This window comes from Bradyrhizobium sp. USDA 4449 (assembly GCF_054056275.1).
In genome coordinates this window covers 5,051,374-5,073,066 of record NZ_JBSRYD010000001.1, presented here as the reverse complement: position 1 = coordinate 5,073,066, position 21,693 = coordinate 5,051,374, and the positions used below count along the sequence as shown (strand labels likewise).

General features: G+C 63.0%; 17 protein-coding genes and 1 pseudogene. 7 read left to right on the top strand and 11 right to left on the bottom strand.

Annotated features, from left to right (window positions below; translation table 11 throughout):
- Nucleotide 1 precedes the first annotated feature (1 nt).
- On the bottom strand, nucleotides 2–1,897 hold the full coding sequence (locus ACVIIW_RS23560; protein WP_456702917.1) for a primary-amine oxidase: 1,896 nt from the start codon (nucleotides 1,895–1,897) through the stop codon (nucleotides 2–4).
- 819 nt (nucleotides 1,898–2,716) lie between these two features.
- Between ACVIIW_RS23560 and ACVIIW_RS23555 the strand changes: the two are divergent.
- Nucleotides 2,717–4,356 (top strand): annotated as a pseudogene (locus ACVIIW_RS23555) (acyl-CoA synthetase).
- 114 nt (nucleotides 4,357–4,470) lie between these two features.
- Here the strand turns inward: ACVIIW_RS23555 and ACVIIW_RS23550 are convergent.
- Both ACVIIW_RS23550 and ACVIIW_RS23545 read right to left on the bottom strand, forming a co-directional pair.
- Nucleotides 4,471–5,334: an alpha/beta fold hydrolase gene (locus tag ACVIIW_RS23550; protein WP_456702916.1), complete on the bottom strand. Its 864-nt coding sequence runs from the start codon at nucleotides 5,332–5,334 to the stop codon at nucleotides 4,471–4,473.
- A gap of 9 nt (nucleotides 5,335–5,343) precedes the next feature.
- Nucleotides 5,344–7,851: an alpha/beta hydrolase gene (locus ACVIIW_RS23545; RefSeq protein WP_456702915.1), complete on the bottom strand. Its 2,508-nt coding sequence runs from the start codon at nucleotides 7,849–7,851 to the stop codon at nucleotides 5,344–5,346.
- Nucleotides 7,852–7,979: 128 nt separating this feature from the next.
- Between ACVIIW_RS23545 and ACVIIW_RS23540 the strand changes: the two genes are divergently transcribed.
- The 5 genes from ACVIIW_RS23540 to ACVIIW_RS23520 all read left to right on the top strand — a co-directional run bounded on the left by ACVIIW_RS23540 (nucleotide 7,980) and on the right by ACVIIW_RS23520 (nucleotide 11,367).
- Nucleotides 7,980–8,906 (top strand): alpha/beta fold hydrolase, encoded by a 927-nt coding sequence (locus ACVIIW_RS23540; protein ID WP_456702914.1) that lies wholly within the window; start codon nucleotides 7,980–7,982, stop codon nucleotides 8,904–8,906.
- Nucleotides 8,903–9,517, top strand: coding sequence for a hypothetical protein (locus tag ACVIIW_RS23535; protein ID WP_456702913.1), 615 nt, complete (start codon nucleotides 8,903–8,905; stop codon nucleotides 9,515–9,517). Before ACVIIW_RS23540 ends, ACVIIW_RS23535 begins: the two co-directional genes overlap by 4 nt.
- Before the next feature lie 76 nt (nucleotides 9,518–9,593).
- The gene (locus ACVIIW_RS23530) at nucleotides 9,594–10,241 is read left to right on the top strand and encodes a CoA transferase subunit A (RefSeq protein WP_456702912.1); all 648 of its coding nucleotides are present in this window, start codon (nucleotides 9,594–9,596) and stop codon (nucleotides 10,239–10,241) included.
- A 4-nt stretch (nucleotides 10,242–10,245) separates the two neighbouring features.
- Entirely contained in the window at nucleotides 10,246–10,896 is a 651-nt protein-coding gene (locus ACVIIW_RS23525; RefSeq protein WP_456702911.1) for a 3-oxoacid CoA-transferase subunit B, read from the top strand.
- A gap of 12 nt (nucleotides 10,897–10,908) precedes the next feature.
- Nucleotides 10,909–11,367: a MaoC family dehydratase gene (locus ACVIIW_RS23520; RefSeq protein ID WP_456702910.1), complete on the top strand. Its 459-nt coding sequence runs from the start codon at nucleotides 10,909–10,911 to the stop codon at nucleotides 11,365–11,367.
- 173 nt (nucleotides 11,368–11,540) lie between these two features.
- Here the strand turns inward: ACVIIW_RS23520 and fabI are convergent, their stop codons facing one another.
- From fabI to ACVIIW_RS23500, 4 genes are read right to left on the bottom strand one after another with little or no spacing between them, the layout of a single operon-like run.
- Nucleotides 11,541–12,329, bottom strand: a complete 789-nt coding sequence (gene fabI, locus ACVIIW_RS23515) for an enoyl-ACP reductase FabI (protein WP_456702909.1) — start codon at nucleotides 12,327–12,329, stop codon at nucleotides 11,541–11,543.
- The gene (locus ACVIIW_RS23510; RefSeq protein ID WP_456702908.1) at nucleotides 12,326–13,540 is read right to left on the bottom strand and encodes an acetate/propionate family kinase; all 1,215 of its coding nucleotides are present in this window, start codon (nucleotides 13,538–13,540) and stop codon (nucleotides 12,326–12,328) included. The genes fabI and ACVIIW_RS23510 overlap by 4 nt, the downstream gene beginning before the upstream one ends.
- Nucleotides 13,541–13,545: 5 nt before the next feature.
- Nucleotides 13,546–14,508, bottom strand: a complete 963-nt coding sequence (locus ACVIIW_RS23505) for a phosphate acetyltransferase (protein WP_456705245.1) — start codon at nucleotides 14,506–14,508, stop codon at nucleotides 13,546–13,548.
- A gap of 29 nt (nucleotides 14,509–14,537) precedes the next feature.
- A complete protein-coding gene (locus ACVIIW_RS23500; protein ID WP_456702907.1) occupies nucleotides 14,538–16,766 on the bottom strand; it encodes a DUF3141 domain-containing protein in 2,229 nt (742 codons plus the stop codon).
- A 158-nt stretch (nucleotides 16,767–16,924) separates the two neighbouring features.
- Between ACVIIW_RS23500 and ACVIIW_RS23495 the strand changes: the two genes are divergently transcribed.
- Nucleotides 16,925–17,461 carry an N-acetyltransferase family protein gene (locus ACVIIW_RS23495; RefSeq protein ID WP_456702906.1) on the top strand — a complete coding sequence of 179 codons (537 nt, stop codon included), beginning with the start codon at nucleotides 16,925–16,927 and terminating at the stop codon, nucleotides 17,459–17,461.
- Between the two features lie 3 nt (nucleotides 17,462–17,464).
- On the opposite strand, the gene ACVIIW_RS23490 is transcribed toward ACVIIW_RS23495, so the two are convergent.
- The 4 genes from ACVIIW_RS23490 to ACVIIW_RS23475 form a co-directional block, all read right to left on the bottom strand.
- Nucleotides 17,465–17,923 carry a hypothetical protein gene (locus tag ACVIIW_RS23490; protein WP_456702905.1) on the bottom strand — a complete coding sequence of 153 codons (459 nt, stop codon included), beginning with the start codon at nucleotides 17,921–17,923 and terminating at the stop codon, nucleotides 17,465–17,467.
- Entirely contained in the window at nucleotides 17,907–18,824 is a 918-nt protein-coding gene (locus ACVIIW_RS23485) for a DUF2950 domain-containing protein (RefSeq protein WP_456702904.1), read from the bottom strand. The genes ACVIIW_RS23490 and ACVIIW_RS23485 overlap by 17 nt, the downstream gene beginning before the upstream one ends.
- Nucleotides 18,821–20,542 (bottom strand): DUF3300 domain-containing protein, encoded by a 1,722-nt coding sequence (locus tag ACVIIW_RS23480; RefSeq protein ID WP_456702903.1) that lies wholly within the window; start codon nucleotides 20,540–20,542, stop codon nucleotides 18,821–18,823. The genes ACVIIW_RS23485 and ACVIIW_RS23480 overlap by 4 nt, the downstream gene beginning before the upstream one ends.
- Before the next feature lie 109 nt (nucleotides 20,543–20,651).
- Nucleotides 20,652–21,632, bottom strand: coding sequence for an ABC transporter substrate-binding protein (locus ACVIIW_RS23475; protein ID WP_456702902.1), 981 nt, complete (start codon nucleotides 21,630–21,632; stop codon nucleotides 20,652–20,654).
- Nucleotides 21,633–21,693: the final 61 nt, after the last annotated feature.

Sequence of the window (21,693 nt, the reverse complement as noted above, 5' to 3'; positions counted from 1 at the left end):
CCTACTCGGCGGCCTGCGCACGACAACTCGCGGCATTCCTCTCGGGCGCGAGATCGATGCCAGGATTGCGATCGAAGAAGCCGCTGGGCATCAGCTTGAAGCCGGTGAAGATGCAGGGTTGAACGGGAAAGTCCTCAGGGCGGACCTGGTGGTGAAGACCGAAGACGTGCCAGAGCACGATATCAGTGTTCTCGATATTCCGGTTCTTCCTGACAAAGTCGGAGACACCTCCCGTCCCATCCGAGTGGTTCATGTGTTCACCAGCCGGATATCGCTCTTCGGGATCGAAGGCCGTCACCCAGAGCTGGTTCTTGATGAAAGTCGAGCGCCTGCCCGACGGCGACTCGGGATGGATGAATGGTGTCACGGGGTGACTGGCCTCGAGCTTGTACCCTGTCGGCGTGCCGACCCAGTTCTTGCGATTGGGGTTGATAATCTTCCAGGCCCGATGGGTCGCTGGGTTCACCTGGCGGCACCCGCCAAGCTCGGTTTTGAGAACCGTCTCCTCCTCGTAGAAGCCGTTGCCGTAGGCATTATCCGGCCCCCAGGCATCGGCCTTCGTATTGAGCTCGACGACACTGTTGTCGTCACCATCGACATTCATGTCGAGCCGCGCGCAAAAGATGTGCTGGTGAATGTGACCGACGACGCCGGGGGCGACCTCCCTGCCGTATTTGCCAGGTTGGCCCGGATGGCAGGCGGCCGTGTTGATGATGCCAGTCGCCTTGAGCTCGAACTGGATCGAGCCGTCCGTATGGAAGTACCAAAACAGCCCATATTCGTAGTTGGCGACCGTCGCGATGCACGAGATGACCAGCCTTCGGGCACGCCGTGACTCAACGTTGTTGGAGCGGAAGTCCCAATGCTTCCACAGCAGGCCGGCATCCTCCTCGTGGATGCAGATCGCGTTCTCTATCGTGACGACGTTGCCTTCCATCGTTGCGAGATGAGCATCGAGATAGGCTATGGCACCGAGGCAATCACAGCCGAGCTTCAGCGAGTTCGCGAGCTTGCCTATGCCGTACTCGCCGATATCGAAGACGTTCTTCCGGAAATGCCCCTTCTCCGTCGTGCCGTATGGGACGACCATTTCCACCAGCGAGGCGCGGTGCGCGACCGGTCGCCCATCGTAGCTGATATCATGAAGAGTTAGCCCCTCGCGTGAATTGAAGCCGACAAGCACGGACCACCGGTCCCATTCCAGCCGATGTCCATCGAGCTTGAACGAAACGCCCTCGGGCTGAACGATATTGAGTGGTCTATAGGGCGTGCGCGGCTTCTTGATGAACTCCGCCTCGTAGTTCACCTCTGCCTCGGGAATCGGGATGATCTCATGGTCGTCCACGCGGATGATCTCGTAGGTCTTGATATCGACCACGGCGTTCAGGCCACCGATCGGGTGCGCATAGAGATTGTCGTTCTCCCGCAGACGCAGCCAGGCGAAGATGTGCGCGAGATATCGGCCATCCTCGCCCGGAATGTCGAAATTGCCCGCCGACCACGGATCGATGCAGACAAGCGACATGTCCTCGACGCCGCGCTTCTTGCAGGCAGCAATGAACGCGGGAGCCGCGCGCACGGCGTCTTCGATGGCCGTGAACTGTTCGAGCTGAATCATCGGCTTGGCGGTTTGCACATATTTCGACGTGAGAACTGTTCCTTGCGCAAGCGAAACCGTCAGACGCCAGACGCCATCCTCCCTGACCTTGAACAGATTGACCCGAGCCTCCCTCTTTATGGGATTTCCGGGCTTGTACTGACGTACGACCGATTTCTCAGGTTCGAGAAGTTCGATCGTCTCGAAGAGAAATTCGGCGCCGTACTGTGGATCATTGCGGACGATCCGGATCACCGCAGCGATTTCGGCTGCCGTCAGCGGGTCGAGAGGATGCTTCACGGCATCCGGTTAGGCGTGCCCGGGACGCACGTGCAGGACGAGGAAGCGGCGGCAGTGTCCATGGGTTACCTCCTTGCATAGGCGACTGGGTGCAGACGAGCGCAGCGACGAAATTCGCCCGTAGATCACACCTCGACGGATCGTTTCTCATCAGGCGAACGTCCGGCCCGGTTTACTCGCAGACGGACAGCCGACTTTCGTCCGCGCATCTCCATTCGACAATACGTCAGCTGACCGATTTCGATGATCCGTTCGCCGAACACTGCGGATCGTTGGACGTTTTATGCTTCGAGCTCCGGAAGGTACGAATGGACAATCGAGTCGCTCATCACCGCGCACCCTCCGTTGTCGCGAACGTTGAATTTTTCTTGTGTGTGCCTCGCCGCAGGATCCAAATGTCAAGCGGCCTGAACCCAGCGGAGCAACCATCTTCGATCACTCTGCTCGCGGCATTTGAACTGCTCGAGGCACTTCTTTGAACAGAGGGCGGTTCGCCAACTGTAGTACCGGACGAGACCAAACTTTCCGTTGCAGATCACACAGCGATTTTCTGAGCTATTCCGAAGACATTGCGAGCTGTTGCGCATTTGCTCCTCCCGTAGATGTCCTCCCGTCGATTTCGCTCGATTAGTTCTTCGAGCGCTGTCGTTTGAATTGCGAAAACGGCCGGATGGTTGAGTCTGCGTTGCGCAGCGGAGTGCTGCAATACGTTAGTTGACCGATTCTGGGGGTGCCGGCGCGATGCTAAGACTGCGCGCGGTTGGCTCGCGACGAGACCGTTTGGAATGCCGGCCCGATGTTCGTGCAACAGGAGGAGACATGCTTGGCCCCTACAACACTGGCCTGGACAAGAACCCGGCCAATTTCCAACCGCTGACGCCGCTGAGTTTCCTCACGCGCACGGCCACCGTGTATCCGCACCTCACGAGCACCATCTATGAGGACCGCAGATTCACATGGGCCGAGACTTACGATCGGTGTCGGCGTCTGGCCGCCTATCTCACCGCGCTCGGCGTCGGTGGCGGCGACACCGTCGCAGCCATGCTGCCCAACGTGCCCGCCATGCATGAGCCCACTTTGCCGTACCGATGGTGGGAGCGGTGCTGAACACACTAAACCTGCGGCTCGATGCTGCCTCGATCGCGTTTCAGCTGGACCATGGCAGCGCAAAGGTCGTCTTCGTCGACCCGGAATTCTCTGACCTGGTCACGGAGGCAACCACACTGCTGACCGGACAGAAGCCGTTTATCTTCGACGTCGACGATGCGACAATCGAGGGCAGGAAAAGGATCGGCGAGGTCGAATATGAAGCGGCAATCATCCAGGGCGATGCGCAGTTCCTGCCCCGCTATCCCGAAGACGAATGGGATGCGATCGCGCTCAGCTACACATCTGGCACCACGGGTGATCCCAAGGGCGTCGTCACCTGCCACCGCGGGGCCTATCTCAACGCAGTCAGCAATGTGTTGGCGGCCAACCTGGGCATGCACCCGGTCTATCTGTGGACGCTGCCGATGTTCCACTGCAACGGCTGGTGTTTTCCCTGGACCATTGCGGTTACCGCGGGCATCAACGTCTGCCTCCGCAAGGTCGACCCCGCCAAGATCTTCGAACTGATTGCCCGACATGGCGTCACCCACATGAGCGGTGCTCCGATCGTCTACAACACGCTCATCAATGCGCCGGGGGCACCTCGTGGCAACGCCGCCAAATTCGTCCACGGCTTGATCGCCGGCGCGGCCCCGCCGGTCGCCGTGCTCGCCGGCGCCGAGAGCATCGGCATCAAACTCACTCATGTGTATGGCCTGACCGAGGTTTATGGCCCAGCGGCGTTCTGCGCGGCCCAGCCTGGCTGGGACGACCTTTCAACCGATGACCGCGCGCAGCTCACCCGCCGCCAGGGCGTGCCCTACCCGCTGCAGGAAGCTGTCACCGTCATCGATCCCGACACCATGCAGCCGGTGCCGCGTGACGGCGAGACCACCGGCGAAGTTATGTTCCGCGGCAACATTGTAATGAAGGGCTACCTCAAGAACGCCGACGCCACCCGCGATGCCTTCGCCGGCGGCTGGTTCCATACTGGCGACCTCGGCGTGGTCGACAAAGACGGCTATGTCATCATCAAGGACCGCTCCAAGGACATCATTATCTCCGGCGGTGAGAACATCTCCTCGGTCGAGATCGAGGACGTGCTCTACAAGCATCCGGCGGTGCTGTTCGCTGCCGTGGTCGCCAAGCCGGATCCAAAGTGGGGCGAGGTACCTTGGGCCTTCGTCGAGTTGAAGTCGAACGCGACCGCCACCGAAGCCGACATGCTCGGCTACTGTCGCGAGCACCTGCCGGGGTTCAAGTCGCCGAAGGCCGTCGTATTCGGAGAGCTGCCGAAGACGTCCACCGGAAAGATTCAGAAGTTCGTTCTACGAGACAGCGTCGGATCGGCCAAGGCGATCTCGACCTGAGTACGCGACAAAATCATGGGATGCGCTTGGTGTCGCAGCGACGCTGAGACGGCATCAGTGCGCTTATACTCATCTCGCAAGTCGACTATGAAATAGCTTCTTCAAAGTCGACTGCTACGCGGTGAGTCCTCCGAACCAGGCTCCGAAATAGCCGGCATAGAGCGCCGGCCGCTCAAGGTTCATCGAATGACCGATGCGGGGCACGATCACCAGCCGACAATCCGGCATCGCATCGGCCATGGCGCGCAGATCCGCGAGTGCAATCCAACCGTCCGACTCGCCCCACAAAACGAGGTGCGGATGCCGGATCTCCGACATGCGCCCCTCAAGCTCGCGGCTCTCGCTCTCGCGCGTCAGGTTGACCGGCGTTCCGATCCAGATCCCCTCCGACACGCCGAAGGTCTGCTCGATGATCCGGTCGAATAGAGCCTGGATCTCGCCGAGACCCTCGCGAAAGCGTGGGATCTTGCCTGACCCCATGGTCTCCGGGACAAACAGCGAAGAGGCGGCGGTGGCCATCACGGACCGCGTCAGCTCCTTGCTCGCCATCATCGCCCTGAACAGCCCGATCTGTTCGGCATTGAAGGCAATGCCGAGCGGGGTCACCGGATCCAGCGCAAAGACGCGGCCGAACCGCTGCGGCTGCTTCAACAGCATGCGCGCGGCGATGATACCTCCGGTCGAATGGGTCGCAAGGTGGCAGAATCTGATTCCGAGCGCATCGAGGGCGGCCAGCATGTCTTCAGCGTGCTGCTGCATCGTGTAGTTGGAATGGTCCGAAGCCGGCTTTGGCCGGTCGCTGTCTCCGCAACCACGCCAATCAATTCCGACCACGCGGAGTCCAGTCGGAAACATCGGCGCGGCAAGCTCGATCCAATCCTTGCTGGCGAGATTGCCGTGGATGAAGACGACGGTGACGTCGCCTCGTCCCCACTCCCTCCAGCCAAGTTGGATGTCGCCCGCCTGCACTCTCGGCATGGACGGATCCTATTTGTTCAGACCTGCCGTCGGCGCCGCACCGGGCGGCGTTGGCGCCACCGGCAAGGCCGATACCACCGCGCCCTTGATCATGCGGTCGGTGCCGAGCGGCGACGAGGTGTCGACCGTTCCCTTCGTCACGAAGTCCACGACATCGGCGGCATATTCCACGGGGTTGTCGGTATGGATGAAGTGTCCGGTCTCCGGATAGATCTTGAGCATCGGCCGATTGCCGGCATTCGTCATCCGCGTCATGAACGGCGTGATGACGTCGCGGCCGAGGTCCGTCAGCCCGTTGAACGCGGGCGTCGGGATGAACGGTTCCTTGTCGCCGAAGGCGAGGAAGATCGGCGCCTTGATCTGAGTGACCCTTTCGTAGAGGTTCTTCGGGTCGTCCTGCTGAAGCTCTGCGCCGATGGTGTAGATGTCGAAGATGAACACGTTGCACCACTGCTCGAGCTCCTTCGGGTTGCCCTTGGTGAGCCCAACGCGCTGCTCGGTGTGGAAGCGAGCGTATTCGCTGTCGCTGAAGAAATAGCCGCTCTTTGCGGCCGACACCGCGCCGGTGTCCGGGTCACGCTTCTTGAAATAGAAGAAGTCGCGGATGTTCTGCTCGTCGCGCGCCTTCTCCGCTGCCAGGATTCCGGTCTGGTCCCAGACCTGCTTCCACTTGTCGAAGTCACGGCCGAGACCGTCCGCAAAGAGAGGAGCCTTCTTGTCCTTCGCGATGGTGATCTCGCGGGGATATTCCTCGAGGCCCGACGGCGCTTCCAGCGCAAGGCCCTGCACCGCGTCGGGCCAGGTCAGGGCATAGCCCACCACGAACTGACCGCCCAGCGAATGACCGAGATAGTAGGCCTTCTTGACGCCGAGCTGGTTGACGACGAGGTCGTAGATCACCTCGCGCATGTCCTGCATCGTGCGCGCCGGGCTCTTGTCGAGATTTCCGGGCCCGGACATCCCATAATGCGGCAGGTCGGGTACGATCACGCGCAGGCCGCTGCGCAATGCGTATTGCATGATATTGCCGTAGTGGCCGCCGAAGGCGCCCTTGCCGTGGATGATGACGAGGACCTTCGGGTCCTTGTCGGTGCCGGCATACTCGTCCATGTAGCCGATTTCCCAGGAATTGCCGCTCTTGTCCTTGGCGTCGGCGAACTTGACCGGATAGGGATAGGTCACATAGGCCTTCCAGAACGACTTCTTGGGATCGATCTTCTGGGCGACATCGGGCGTGCGATAATTCTTGTCGACGAATTTCTGGGCGCGATCGAGCGCTGCCACGTCGTCCATAAAGGCAACGAACTTCGGATCGTTCTTGCGCTGATTGATGATCGGGAACACGCCGTAATGGGCGACCGGGCTCTCCTGCGCGATCAGGTCCGCGCCGGGTACGCGATCAACGGCCTTCTGCGCCAGCTTAAAGTTCAGCCAGAGGTCGTTCGTAATGTGCATCACCAGCGTGCGCGCCTGGATGCGGCCGAGATAGGGGTTGATGTTGTGGGTCTCGCCGACCCGGTTACGCCAGACGAGGTCGACTGCGTCATAGAGCTTGGCGCGGTTGGTGACGTTCAATCCCGCCTTCTCGTTCGGCGGATCCCAGTAGAAGATCTCGGGCTGAACGGCGGGCCAGTTCTGGGTCGTACGGAAGGCAAAGTCGTAACCCGTCATTCCGAGGATCGACCAGCCGAACGCAACGCCCGGCACCGGATGCTTCTCCTTGGGCAGCTTGTAGTAATCGCCGTTGGTGGCCTGCCAGACCGGATCGGACTGGATCGCTGCCGTCATCATCTGGAACGTCCAATTGCCGACGGGGTCGTCGCCATCCGACTGCGTGGTTCCGCCGATCGGCATCAGGGCGTTGATGTACTCCGGATGCATCACGCCCCAGACGTAAGTCTGCGTGCCGCCCATGGAGACGCCGGTCACGAGCGCGACGCGCGCGACCTTCAACTCGTCCCGCAGCAGGCGATAATTGGCCTGCACCATGTCGTAGTAGCTGTATTGTGGAAATTTGACGCCGAGCCCGTCGGACGGCTTGCTTGCGCCCCACGTGCCGAGCGGGTCGACCATGATGACATAGTAGCGATCGGTATCGATCGGGCGGCCCGGACCAATGATCGGCACGCCGCCTGAGAGCGCGGCGCCCTTCACCCACTGCTCGTACATGTCGGTGGAATCGCCGGAATAGTAGGAGTTGATCACGACGGCATTGGTGATCTCGCCGGCGGCGTTGCGACGCGCGTTGCCGATGGCAATATAGGCGGTGCGCAGCTTGCCGGCGCCGAGGGATTCCAGCGTGACCCCTCCCTCGCCGCCATTCTCCCATTTGGAGGGATCGGTCAGGTCGTACTTGCCGCCAAGACGGAAGTTGGCGATTTCGTAGGTCTTCTTCAAGCCGTCATGCTGCACCTGCGACGAGCGGCGGGTAAAGGGTTGTGCGGCAGCGAGAGCGGTGCCGACCAGCAGCACGATCAAGCCAAGGAAGCAACGCTTCGCGATATCGGTCCCGGTCATGACGGATTCCTCCCTGGACAGTTTTTCGTACGCTAGGCACTTCGGCACGGGGGGCTTTGATCTAACTCAATGGAATTCCAGCGCGGAGGTCGAGGATTGGAGGCATCAGATCGTCGGTAGTTTTTGCGATGCCTTTCCTCAGCCACGGCTCGTATCGGATACGCTATGAGCTCGAAGGGCCGACGGGCGCGCCTGCCTACGTGCTCGTGAACGGGCTTACGCAATATTCCGAGCTGTGGGGCGCTTATCGCGCCGCGCTTTTCGCGCGAGGCTTTCGCGTTGCGACATTCGATCTGCTTGGTCAGGGCGCCTCGGACAAGCCGACGCTCTACATTAGCCAGGACGACCAGGTCAGTGCATTGCGCCTTCTGATCGACGAGCTTGGGGACGGTCCCATCTTCCTGAGTGGAGTCAGTTTCGGCGGCCTGATCGCGCTGCGATACGCCATCGATCATGGCGGGCGGCTCTCCGGGCTCGTGCCGATGAGTTGCTTTGCGGAGCTGTCACCCCAGCTTTTGCTGCTTGGCAACGCCCTGCGCACCGGACTGATCCTCGGCGGCACGAGTTATCTCCAGGACCTGCTGCTGCCGATGAATCTGTCAGACCAATGGCTGGAGCCGCTGTTGGACAAGCTCGACAGCGTCAAGCGCCAGGGCTGGCTGGTGAACGACGTCTACGCACTTCAGAACTTGATGGAATCGTTTCTCGATTTCCAGCCGCTGACGCCGCGTCTGTCGGCGATCGCTGTTCCGACCATGATCCTCAACGGCGAGTTCGATTTTCTGACGCCGCGCAGTGTGCACGAAACATTGCGCATCGAGATTCCCAACAGCTCGATGGTGATCATTCCAAAGGCCTACCACGCCTTCACGCTGGAGAAAGGCGCGTTGACGGCCGATCTGCTTGCACGCTTTGCCGAGGACGTGCTGGCCGGCCGCTGGCAAGGCAATCAAGCCGTCTGGGTGGCGCCGGAGGAACCTGGCGGCGAGCTTACGCCTTTCCCCGCCGGTTACGATCATCTGCGCGCCATTCCGGTCAAGCGAGCGCTGCCATGAGCGGCTTCCTCGATCCTCTCGCATCAGACGGCCGCATTCCACCGCACCAGCAGACGCGGATCGCAGCGTTCCTGATCTCGGCGCATGGCGCGCTGGCGCGGCAGTCCGCATTGACCTTGCCCGCAACGCTTGAGTCCGGCTGGCAAACCGAATTGAATGCGCAGCTCTTCCGCGAAACTGAAATCGTCTCCCTGCTGATCCGCGCCACGAGTTGGGCGCCTGACCCCGGCCTGGGTTACATGGCCGTCGGCTGGGAAAGCGCCTGGTACCCGGCACCGGTGCACGACATACCCGATTGGCCCCTCGCCATGGCGGCAGGGCTCGCGACGCTTGCGCATGCCGTCCACGCCGCGATCCGGCCGGCTGCACTGTTGCCGACGGCCGCAAATGCGGCCGATCCGTTCGTGATGGCGCTGCGCCGGATCGAGTTCGAGAGCGGCCGCATGCTCCAGACCCAGATCATGATCCTGAAGAGCTCAACCCTGCAGCCCCATCGCGACGCCATCAATTCCGCATTGGAACGCCGCCACCGTGAGGTGCGCAAGCTTTGGCACGACATGCTCCGAAGCATCGGGATCGCCGTCGATGATTCAAATGGCGGTCAGCCTTGATGCAAATCAAAGGACCGCGGTGAAGGTGGGCAAACATCCGCTACTGCCCTGCCATATCCGACCGGGAGTTTCAACCATGAAGGCCGTTTCCGTCGAAGAAGCCGTTGCAATGATCCCGGCGGGCGCCAGCATCATGGTCGGCGGCTTCATGGGCGTGGGGACGCCGGAGCGCCTGCTCGACGAGGTCGCGCGCCAGCACAAGGCAGGCCTGACGCTGATCTCAAACGACGCCGCGACGCCCGGCAGGGGCGTCGGCAAGCTGTTCGATCAGGCGCTGGTGTCGAAGCTGACCGCAACGCATATCGGCCTCAATCCGAAGGCGCAACAGCAGATGCTGGCGAACCAGATCGCCGTCGACCTAGTCCCGCAAGGCACCTTCGTCGAACGCATCCGCGCCGGGGGATGCGGCCTGGGCGGCGTGCTGACGCCGACGGGCGTCGGGACCCTCGTTGCCGAAGGCAAGCGTCAGATCGAGGTCGATGGCCGGGCATTCCTGCTGGAAACGGCACTACGCGCGCAGTTTGCGCTGGTGCACGCCTTCCTTGCCGATTATCTCGGCAACCTCGCCTACGCGCTCACCTCGCGCAATTTCAATCCGATCATGGCGATGGCGGCGGACACCGTCATCGTGACCGCGGAGCATATCGTCCCCGTCGGCGTGATCGCGCCCGATCACGTCGTCACTCCCGCACCGCTGGTCGACTACCTCATCACCAACGGGTGACATCATGGATCCCCAGATCATCATCGCCCGGCGCGTCGCCAAGGAGTTGAGGAGCGGCAATCTCGTCAATCTCGGCATCGGCATTCCGACCCTGGTCGCGAACTACGTGCCGTCCGATCTGAAAGTCTTCTTCCAGTCGGAGAACGGCCTGATCGGCACCGGGCCGATTCCCGAGCAGGGGATGGCCCATCCGACCCTCACCGACGCCGGCGGGCGCCCGATCAGCGCGCTGCCGGGCGCCTCGACCTTCGACAGCGCGATGTCGTTTGGGCTGATCCGCGGCGGTCACGTCGACGTCACCGTGCTCGGCGGCCTCCAGGTCGACGCACATGGTCATCTCGCCAACTGGATGATCCCCGGCAAGATGGTGCCGGGCATGGGCGGCGCCATGGATCTCGTGAGCGGCGCCAAGCGCGTCATCGTGGCCATGCAGCACGCGGCAAAGGGCAAGTCGAAGATCGTGGCGAAATGCACGCTGCCGCTGACTTCGGCACGCCCCGTCAACCTCGTCGTGACCGACATGGCCGTGATTGGCTTCCCCGGGGGCAAGGCGACACTCCTGGAAACCGCGCCCGGCATCAGCGTCGGCGAAGTCTTGGCGCTGACCGAGGCTGAGCTCGCCATTCCCGACAATGTTCCGGAAATGAGACTCTGAGCAGGTGAACCCATGCGGATATTCAGCGACTTCGACGAGATCAAATCCGCTGTCGGCACCGAGATCGGTGCCAGCGACTGGATCGAGATCACGCAGGCGCGCATCAACCAGTTCGCCGAGGCGACCTGTGACGAGCAATGGATCCATGTCGACCAGGAGCGCGCGAGCAAGGAAATGCCCGGCGGCAAGACCATCGCTCATGGCCTTCTCTCGCTCGCCTTGGCCCCGCTGTTCATCCGCTCGGTCATCGGCCTGAAGGGCCTGCGCAACACGCTCAACTACGGCGCGGACCGGATCAGGTATCTGGCGCCGGTGCCGGCTGGTTCAAGGCTGCGCGGCCGCGTCACGGTCGCCGAAGCCGAGGACGTGCCGCCCGACGGATTGCGTGTCAATTACCACCTCGTGATCGAGATCGAGGGCGGCAGGAAGCCCGCCTGCGTCGCCGAGCTGATCGCCCTGCACTACCGCTGAAAGAAGAAACTCGAAAACAACCCCATGCACAGTAGCCATGGGGTCCACCGCACCGCATCTTCTGCTTTTACGAAAAAATGCATTGCCCCGTCGGGCAAAACACCGGCAATATGCCATCATCAACCCACGTGCCGAGGCCACCCGGCCCGGCGCGACAGCGCTCCGATCCACCATCAATCGATGATGTGATAGCCACCATCGATATAGAGAACACCGCCGGTGATCAGCTTCGCGCCGTCGAGCGCCAGGAACGCGGTGGCATTGCCGACATCGTCGATGCTGACGAGGCTGCGCGTGGGCGCCTTGGACTGTGCCTTGTCCATGAGCTCGTCAAACTCGGGAATGCCTGAGGCCGCGCGGGTCGCAAGCGGTCCCGGCGAGATCGCGTGCACGCGAATGCCTTTCGGCCCGAGCTCTGCAGCCGCATAGCGAACGGACGCCTCGAGCGCCGCCTTGGCCACGCCCATGATGTTGTAGTTCTCCACCACCATCTGGCTGCCGTAATAGGTCATGGTGAACATCGTGCCGCCGTTCTTCATCAGCGGCTCGGCGAGATGTGCCATCCGCAGGAACGACCAGCAGGAGACGTCCATGGTTTTCAGGAAGCCGTCGCGGCCGACGTCGACGACGCGGCCGTGCAGCGCCTCCTTGGGTGAGAAGGCGATGGAATGAAGCAGGAAATCGAGCTGCCCCCACTCCGACTTGATGCGTTCGAACACCGCTTCGGTCTGCCCCTCGACCATGACGTCCAGCGGCACGAAGATCGGCGCTTCGAGCGCCTGGGCCAGCGGCTCGACGTGCTTCTTGGCACGCTCGTTCAGATAGGTGACGGCGAGATCGGCGCCGAGCGCGCGAAACGCCCTGGCGCACCCCCAGGCGATCGACTGGTCGTTGGCGATGCCGACGACGAGGCCCTTCTTCCCCTTCAGAGCAACCTTGCTGTCCGGAAATACTGGGATCATGACACCCTCTCATGTCTGGGGCCGGGCGATTGGCCGTTCATCAGCAGCGACAGCGTATGCTGTGCGATCATCAATTCCTCGTCCGTCGGTACGACATAGACGGGCACGCGACTGGCCTTCGCCGATATCAGGCGCGAATGGCGCGCGTTTTCGGCTGCGTCGAGTGCCACGCCGAGCCAGCCGAGTTGCTCCGCCACGCGCGCGCGAATGCCGCTGGAATTCTCGCCGATGCCGGCGGTGAAGACGAAGGCATCGATGCCCTGCAGCGCCGCGGCCAGCATGCCGGCGCTGAGACCGATGCGATAGACGAAATAGTCCACCGCCAGCTTTGCTTGCGGATCGCCGCTCGCCTGCAGCTCGCGCATGTCGTTGCTGACGCCGGAGAGACCTTTCAGGCCGCAGTCGCGGTAAAGGAAATCTTGCACCTTCGATGGCGTCATCCCCTTCTCCGAGATCAGGTACAGCACGACTCCCGGATCGAGCTGACCGGGGCGGGTGCCCATCGGCAGTCCGTCGAGCGCGGTGAATCCCATGGTGCTCTCGACGCTCTGTCCGCCCTTCATGCCGCACATCGACGCACCGCTGCCCAGATGGGCGACGATCACCCGGCGTTTTGCGATATCGGGCGCGATCTGCGGCAAGGTACGGGAGATGTACTCATAGGACAGGCCGTGAAACCCGTAGCGGCGCACGCCTTCGGCGTGGAGCTGGTGCGGGATCGCGTAATGATCGGCCAGCGGACCATGGGTGCGGTGAAACGCGGTGTCGAAACAGGCGACCTGGGGCACTGTAGGGAAATTGGCGAGAATCGAACGGATCGGCGCCAGATTGTGGGGTTGATGCAGCGGCGCCAGAGCCACGAAGCGCTCCAACCGTGCCACCACGCCATGATCGATCAGAACCGGCCTCTCGAATTCCGGCCCGCCATGGACGACTCGGTGCCCGACCGCCAAGGGTTGGATGCGGACTTCATTGCGCAGCCACTCGCCGGCGATCGCCATCGCCGCCGGAACGTCCCCGATCGCCTCGATCGGATAGGCGCGATCGGCCATGGGATCGCCGCCAGCTCCATTCGCCCGCAGGCGCGGACGACTGCCGATGCCGTCCACCTGTCCCTTGATCAACCGGCGAAGCCTGCCTTCATCGTCGACTGCGAAGACCTGGAACTTGACGCTCGAGGAGCCGGCGTTGACGACCAGGATGCTGTCCATGGCAATCACGCCGCAATGGTCGGCGCACTCTGGCGCCGGGCGTTGGCATAAAGCGCGGCGACGGCGCAGGATGCCATTCGCGCCCTCGCGCTGTCCGCGCGCGAGGTCAGGACGACCGGCACCCGCGCGCCGAGCACTATGCCGGCGCCGTCGGCCTTGGCGAAATAAGCGAGATTCTTGGCGAGCATGTTGCCCGCTTCCAGATCAGGCACGACCAGGATCTGCGCGCGGCCGGCGACCTCGGACTCGATACCTTTGATGCGCGCCGATTCGACATCGATCGCATTGTCGAACGCCAGCGGCCCGTCAAGCACGCCACCGGTGATCTGCCCGCGGTCCGCCATCTTGCAAAGAGCCGCAGCCTCGATCGTCGACGGAATCTTCGATGTGACCGTCTCCACGGCGGACAGGATGGCGACCCGGGGCGACTGGCCGAACCCGGCCTGGTTGTAGAGATCGATCGCGTTCTGGATGATGTCGCGCTTGGCATCGAGGTCGGGGAAGATGTTGATCGCGGCGTCGGTGACGAAGATGGTCTCGGCATAGGCCGGCACGTCCATGACGAAGACATGGCTGATGCGCCGATCGGTCCGCAGCCCGCCGACCTTGGCGGTCACGGCCCGCATCAACTCGTCGGTGTGCAGGCTGCCCTTCATCAGAAGTTCACCTCTCGCGGAGTGGATCAATTCGACGCCCTTCGCTGCGGCATCGTCGCTGTGCGCGGCATCGACGATCTCGCAGCGGGAGATGTCCAGACCGAACTTGGCGGCGGTATCCCTGATCTTCCGCTCCGGTCCGACCAGCACGGGCCGAATGATGCCCGCAGCCGCGCTGTCCAGGGCGCCCCGCAACGACGTCTCGTCGCAGGGATGCACGACGACGGTGGGCGCGGGCGGGATCGCCCTGGCCGCGGCGATCAGGCGATCGTACTTGCTGGGAGAGTGCGTAGCCGCCGCATCTGGTGACATCATGTTGCTCCCGGTCCTTGCAACCCGCGTTAGGATGCCTTCGCCCTGGGATCGAAAGGGGCAACGTTCGACCCTCTTTCGGAACCCTCCGACGTGTCGATGCCGAACAGGCCGGCAACCTGCCCCAGCCGCCTCGCGCGCTCACCTGTGACGTCCTCGCTGGCCGACAGCACCCGCTCGATCGCCTCGAAGGTGCGGCAACGAGAATTGACGTCGTCAGGCAGCATCTTGGGGATGGCGGCCAGCGCGGCGTCCCGATCGAGCAGCAGCATGAAGAACTGCTCCCGCACCAGCATCTTGAATTCGGGCAGGGTCATGCGCGCCCCGTCCTGGTCCCTCCGGATCTGCCGCAGGGCTTCGATGCTTCGTTCGTCGACCATCCCGCGCGCCGACCCGACATAGAGCAAGGCGCGCAGCGCTGCCTCGCGAAGGCCGCCTTCGCCGATCCGCGATTTGAGTTCAGCAACGCGCTTCTCGAGCATCGCGCGATGCTCCGCCGACATCTCCCTCCGTGCGGAAGGTGCGGAGCCGGGATCAATTCCGACCGCGGCTTGCAGCGCCGGCGACCCATAGATGCTGAGGAACATCGCCTCGCTCAGAGCTTCCTGCTGATCTCGCCAACTGTCCAGAGCATGCACGATCTGCTTCGACATCTGTTCTTGGAAGGCAAGGAACGGATTATCCTTCGAGATTGGCTTGCGCTTCTCCTCGGCCTTCTCGGCCAATGATTTCACCGTCGCCATATAGGGATTTTTGCTGCTGAACAGCTCGTATTGCAGCCGCAGCGGATGCATCTTGTGAGCCCACTCGGCCATTTGCGGCGTCACCATGCCCTTGATCCAGGGCTGGAGGAATTTCTGATAGGCCTTGAGATTGATCTCCGAAACGCGTTTGGCGGTGGCGAAGCGGCGCTCGTCCTCGGGCGAGTTGCCGCCCATGGCGCGGATGTCATCGAGCGTCCGCGCCTCGCAGCGCATCACCCAATTTCCCATGGCGAGATCGGCATTTGTCGTATCGGCGGCCTTGGCGTCAAACGTGGCTTCATAGAGCCCAGGCGGCAGCACGTCGATCAGATCGATATTCTCGGAGAATTCGGCATGTTCCTTCTTGGCGACGCCACTGGACACGAAGATGCCGAGGTGGCCGACGGTTTCGTGGACGGTATATACGATCGTTTGCCCGTAGGCCCTGATCTCATCGACGTCGGCGTAGCAATCCAGGATCCAGTCCAGCGCCTGCTGCGGCGGCGTGATGTTGTCGCCCTCGGAGCAGAACACCACGATCGGCGACCTGATGTTGCGAAGGTCGACCTTGCGGCCGTCGGACATCTCGATGTTGCCCGCGGCGAGATTGTTGCCGACGAACAGCTCGTCGACGATGAACTGGATCTCCTCGGCGTTGAGGTTGACGTGGCCGCCCCACCAGCGCTCGAATTCGAGGTAGCGGTCCGCCTCGGTGTCGACCCTGGAATAGACGTTGTACTGCTTCGTCCACAGCGTGTTCGACGGGTTCTGGTTTTCGAAGTTCTGCACCAGCCAGGCGCCATCGAACTTGCCGGCGCCAAGATCGGATGTCAGAGCCGTCAGCCAGCTTCCGCCCAACAACCCGCCCGAATAGCGCATCGGATATTTGCCGCGCACGCCGGCCCAATAGGCCAGCGGCGCGCCGGCGATGATCAGCGGTCCGAACAGCTCGGGGCGCAGCGAGGCCAGAATCATGACGGCCCATCCGGCCTGGCAATTGCCGATGACGCAGGGCTTGCCGTCCGCATTCGGATGACGGCTGATGACCTCTTCGATGAAGATGGCTTCGGCGCGCGCAATGCGCTCGATGGTCTGTCCTGGCATCGGATCCGGCAGGAAGCCGATGAAATAGCAGGGGTGCCCCGCCTTCATGGCGACGCCGATCTCGCTGTCGGCCTTGAAGCCGCCGATGCCGGGGCCGTGGCCCGCGCGTGGGTCGATCACGACGAATGGCCGCCGATCCCTGTCGATCTCGACATTCTCAGGCGGAAAGATGCGCACCAGCGCGTAGTTGACGGGTTCATCGAGCTTGCGGCCATCCATGATCAATTCTGCGGCATATTGCAGAACATGCGGCGCGGTCTGCGCGATGTGTTCCCGGTACTGGTCGCCGCGGCGACGCATGATGTCCAGGAACAGGACACTGCGTTGCCCCGCATCGACCATGTATTCGACCGCCGAAGCAACCAGCCCCGACATTGGTCCGCTCGGAATTTGTGCCTTGTCCATGGACATGTTTCGACCTCTCCGTCGCGTTCGACAATTGATGATGCCGGGCGAGGACGAGCGTTGATCTAGGTCAAGGTGATCTGCCCGCGCAAAAGGCTCTCATCCTGCACAGGCACGAGGCACGGCTTGCTTGGCGAGCCGAATGCCGCCGGAGCGACATCGGCATGTCAGACATCGCAAATTACCGCGCGCGGGCGGCGCTGAGGGACGGTACACCGATCGAGATCCGCGCGCTGCGCCCGAACGACGAGGCCGACATGCTGGCGGCGATCGAGCGCACCGGGCCGGACTCGCTCCGGAGCCGGTTTTTCGTCATGAAGCGGCACTTCTCGGAGAAGGAGCGAGCGTTCTTCATGGACTTGGATTTCAGCAATCACGTCGCACTTGCTGCCCTTGTCGAGGAACAAGGGCGTCCTGCGATCGTCGGTGGCGGGCGATATGTGGTCACGGACCCCGGTCGGGCCGAGATGGCCTTCGTCGTGGTGGACGCCTGGCAAGGCCGCGGCATCGGTTCCCTGCTCCTGAGGCATCTCATCGATATTGCGCGGGAGCATGGGATGCGGGAGCTGACGGCCGAAGTTCTGTCCGGCAACGCCTCGATGCGCCGCGTGTTCGCAAAGGCCGATTTCAGAATTGCGCGAAGCCATGATCCGGCGACGCTGCGCCTCGTTCTCGATCTCGCCCACACGCGGTCCGCGTGAGCCTCATCTGAAGGCGATCGTGATCTGGCTGATATTGGCGGCGAGCTCGAGGCCAGCCTTCGGGCCTTGCAGCACGATGTTCACGCCCTTCTCATTGCGGAGATGGACGCCGTTGACGCCCCCGACCACGGCAAAGCCGCCGCCAACCGAGCTGTAGGTGCCGGCGAAGTCGCCGACCTCGCGAATGCCTGACGCCCAGCCATCGAAGCGGCCGACTGTCGCGCCGACCGTGATACCGAAGCTCAGGCCGCTGATCCTGAACGGATAGGTCTTGCCGCGATAGGTCAGCACACCACTGCCGGCGCCGCCGCCGACCAGAAGGCCCGCCTTGACGATTTTCGCGCGGACATGGCCGGCGGCTTGCGCCAGGGACGGCGTCGCCGGAATGGTCAGCCCGAGCGCCAGCAGAATAGCCGCGCTCAGGCGGAACAGGCGCGGGCGCGGTTTAGGGTTTTGCTGCATCGACCTTCTTCCAGGTCTCGTCGGGATCGAACAGCGTGGTTCGCTCGGCGATGGACTCGGTGCGCTTGCCCAGATCCTTCTGGTAGACAATACCCTCGTGATTGACGAGAAACGTCATGACGCCGGAGTTGCCGTATTCCGCGGGCCAGGCGATCAGGCCGAAGCCACCGATCATCTTGCCGTTGACGACATAGTTGAGCGCACCGCCGCGCGCATCCCGGCCCTGCCCCTTGAGGATGTGGAAGTAGTAACCGTGATAGGGCACAGGTCCGACATCGCCCGCGCGATAACCCTCGTTCGCAGCCTCGGCTGCCAGCGCCCCCAGCGGGCTCGGGTCGCTGTCGTCGCGCCAGAACAGGCCGTCCTTCTTGCCGGGCGAGGAGAGGATGCGCTGGGCATAGACGCCGACGCCCTCGCCGCGGTCCTTGTCGGCGTATTCGTTCTGGGCGTCGACGAAAGCGAGCGCGGTCTGGATCGCATCGAGCTCGTTGCGGCCGATGCGCCGGCGCAGCACCTCGATGCGTCCCTCGCCGATGTCGAACTCCCAGCCGGCCTTGGTGTTGACCAGCGGAATCGGGAACGGGAAATCATCCGGCCCCAGCATCAAGGTCGCGGTCTTGTTGCCTTCCGCCTTGATGCCGTGCTTGGCGTCGTACATCGATGCGAAGCGCTGACGGATATCGACGTCGGCAACCTCGTCACCCGAGGAGACGATATCCTGCGCATTCCTGCCGAGCACCTTCAAAATGTCCTTCGGACCGCTCTTGACCGCGGCCGCCAGCGCAGCCGCGGCGTCTTCCGGTGTCTTGTAGGATTCCTGCGCCTGCGATGCAGAGCCAAGCACCGCCAACACCAGGAAGCCCGGCAACACTGCGCGGCAGAACGATTTCAACCCGGTCATGGCTTCACCTCCGCAGGAATCTTCGCGCCGCCGGCGAGCCAGTCGCGGTAGCTGCGGAATGTCAGTCCGAGCTTGTCGTAATAGACGCGCAAATAGCCATCGCTGCCGCGGGTTACGGCGTGGGGCATCACCCGCTCGACCTCTTGCGCCATCACGCCGACATAGGCCTTCTCGCTGCCGATGTAGCTGAAGCGGTAATAGCCGAGGCCGTTGGAAAGACGGCCGAGCAGAACGATATCGTGCTTCAGCGCGATATCGGAGCGCCGGCCACCGCCGCCGCCGCGGCCGCCTCCCCCAAAACCGCCTCCGCCGCCACGCATCGCCATTCCGCCCCCGCCGCCGCGCCCGGCCATGCCCGGTCCGCCGCCACCGCGCGGCATGCTCGCCATGCTGGCGCGACCGCGGGCGGACGCGGCGGCTGCCGAGCGGCCCGAAGAGACGTTCATGGCACCGCCGCGATTACCGTCGCCGCGATTGGCCGCACCGCCGCCGGCACGGTTCGCAGCCTTGGTCGCAGGCTTGGTCGCAGGCTTGGCACGATCGCCGCCACCCTTGGCCCGATCACCACCGCCCTTCGCACGACTACCGGCTCCGGCACGATCACCAGCACCAGGCCGATCACGCGTCCCAGCGCTCGGCCGATCGCCAGCCCCCGGACGATCGCCACGATTGCCAGCACCGCCGCGATCACCGGGGCCGTCACGATCTCCTGCGCGATCCCCTGCACGATCTCCTGCACGATCTCCTGCGCCAGCGCCCTGGCTCGGATGCAGCACCTGGTTGCCATCGCGGCCACGGAAATCCATCCGGTCCGCCGCACCGGCCCTGATGTTGTTGTTGCCGAAGCGCTGCTGCACGTTGTTGTTGGCGTAGCGTACGCCGCCCCGATGCGCGGGGTTGTGCTGCCAACCGTTGCCGATGTTGGTGGTGCGATGATTGACGTAGACGTTGCGATTGCCCCAGTTGCAGCCGCCGCCCCAGTAATTGGCCCAGCGCCCGATCGCCCATGCCGTGCCGAAAGCGATGCCGGCGGCAACCATGCCGGCGCCGACATAGGATGGATAACCCCAATAATAGGGCGGATACTCCGCATAGGGCCAGCTGCCGTAGACGGTCGCCGGATCGTAGTAAGGCACGTACATTACCGAGGGATCAGCCTGCTGAATCACGACGACCTGCTTGCCCTCCTGAGACTGGACACTGACCTTCTGCTGCTTGGTGGTGACAAGCTTCTTGTTGTCATAGGCCTTGTTGCGCAGCCGCTGGATCGCATCCATCACGTCGGGCTGCTGAGCGAGGAAGGCGTCGCCGAGCTTCTTGGTCCAATCGAGCTGGTCGCTCATCATGGCCAGGACATCAGCGGTACTGGCGAGCGCCTTGACGCTGTCGTCCCAGCTCTGCTTCTCGACTTCCGTCCTGAGCGCATCGCCCTTCAGCGTCTTGCGCTCCTTCAGCCAGCGGTCGGCCTGCACCACCTCCAGCGGATAGGTCGAAGCGGCCAGCACGTTGGCCAGCAATTCGTCGGGATAGAGCGCGATCGGCGCGACCAAGGCTTCGAGCTGCTCCGGCTTCAGCAGCTCGGCCGCCGGTGCCGTCGACGCTGCCGGTTGTGCCTGCGGAGCGGGATTCGCGGGTGGCGTCTCGGTCTGCGCCATTGCGGCGGACCAGGTCGCCATTGTGAACGCAAGCGCCACCAGGATCTTGCCGCAGCGAAACATCGCATCCTCCTTCACACTTCCCGCGTCGGAAGATCGAGCCGACACGCCGGCGTTCGTTGATCGAGATCAACGAAACGCGATCGTGCTACTGCTGCGCGAGAGCGAAGCGTCATTCGATCAGTTCAGCATCCATCAGGAGCCGGCCCGGCACCGTCAGGCCGAGGGCGTTGGCCGCTTTCATGTTGATGACGAGTTCGAACCTGGTGGCGAATTGCACCGGGAGGCTGCCGATCCCGGCACCGCGCAGAAGGCGGTCGACATAACCGGCGCCATCACGAAATTGCTGGGTGAGATCTGCACCATAGGACATCAGCCCGCCATTCACCGCGTAGAAGCGGACGGCGAAGATCGCGGGCACGCGATGCTGGGCCAGCAGCGCAATCGTCATCGCGCTCTGGGTTCCGAAGAAGCCGCCATCCGGCAGCACGACCAGACCGCCGCCGGCGCGCGAGGTGGTCTCGATCAGATCCGCGATCTCGGCGCCGCTGCGAACGCTGGCGCCGATCACCTTGAGTCCCAAACGACTTTCCATCTGATGCGCCGCCCGCAGATAAGACGACGCGTAGGGTGACGATTCCGGATTGAACAGCAGCGCCGCCTGGCTGATCCCAGGCGCCATGTCCTTCAGCAGCCCCAGCCACTTGCCGCTCATCGAGTGCTCATACAGCGAAAAGCCGGTGAGATTGCCGGTCGGCCGCGCCAGATTGGCGATCAGACCGGTGCCGACGGGATCGGAGAGCCCAACGAAAACGATCGGAATTCGCTGCGTCGCTGCGCTCAGCGCCCGCGCCGTTCCTGTGCTGGTCGCGAGCAGCACGTCCGGCGCCGCGGCGACGAGCTCGAGTGCCTCCAATGTTTGCCGCGCGGGATTGGGGCCCGGCCAGCGCACCTCCAGACGATAGTTCTGATTGGCGGTCCAGCCGCGATCGGTGAGACCCTGCTGAAAGGCAGCGATCCGCATCTGTGCGCCGGGATCGCCGATCACATTTCCAGTCAGCACCCCGACCGAGGGCATCCGGTCCTGGGCTTTCGCCAGGACCGGAAACGCGGCCGCTGCACCGACCAGCGACATGAAGTCACGGCGTCTCATGCTCCTCACGCCCGCCTATCCCGACTATGCGACCGGGATAGAGAAAGCGCCGCGGAGCCCT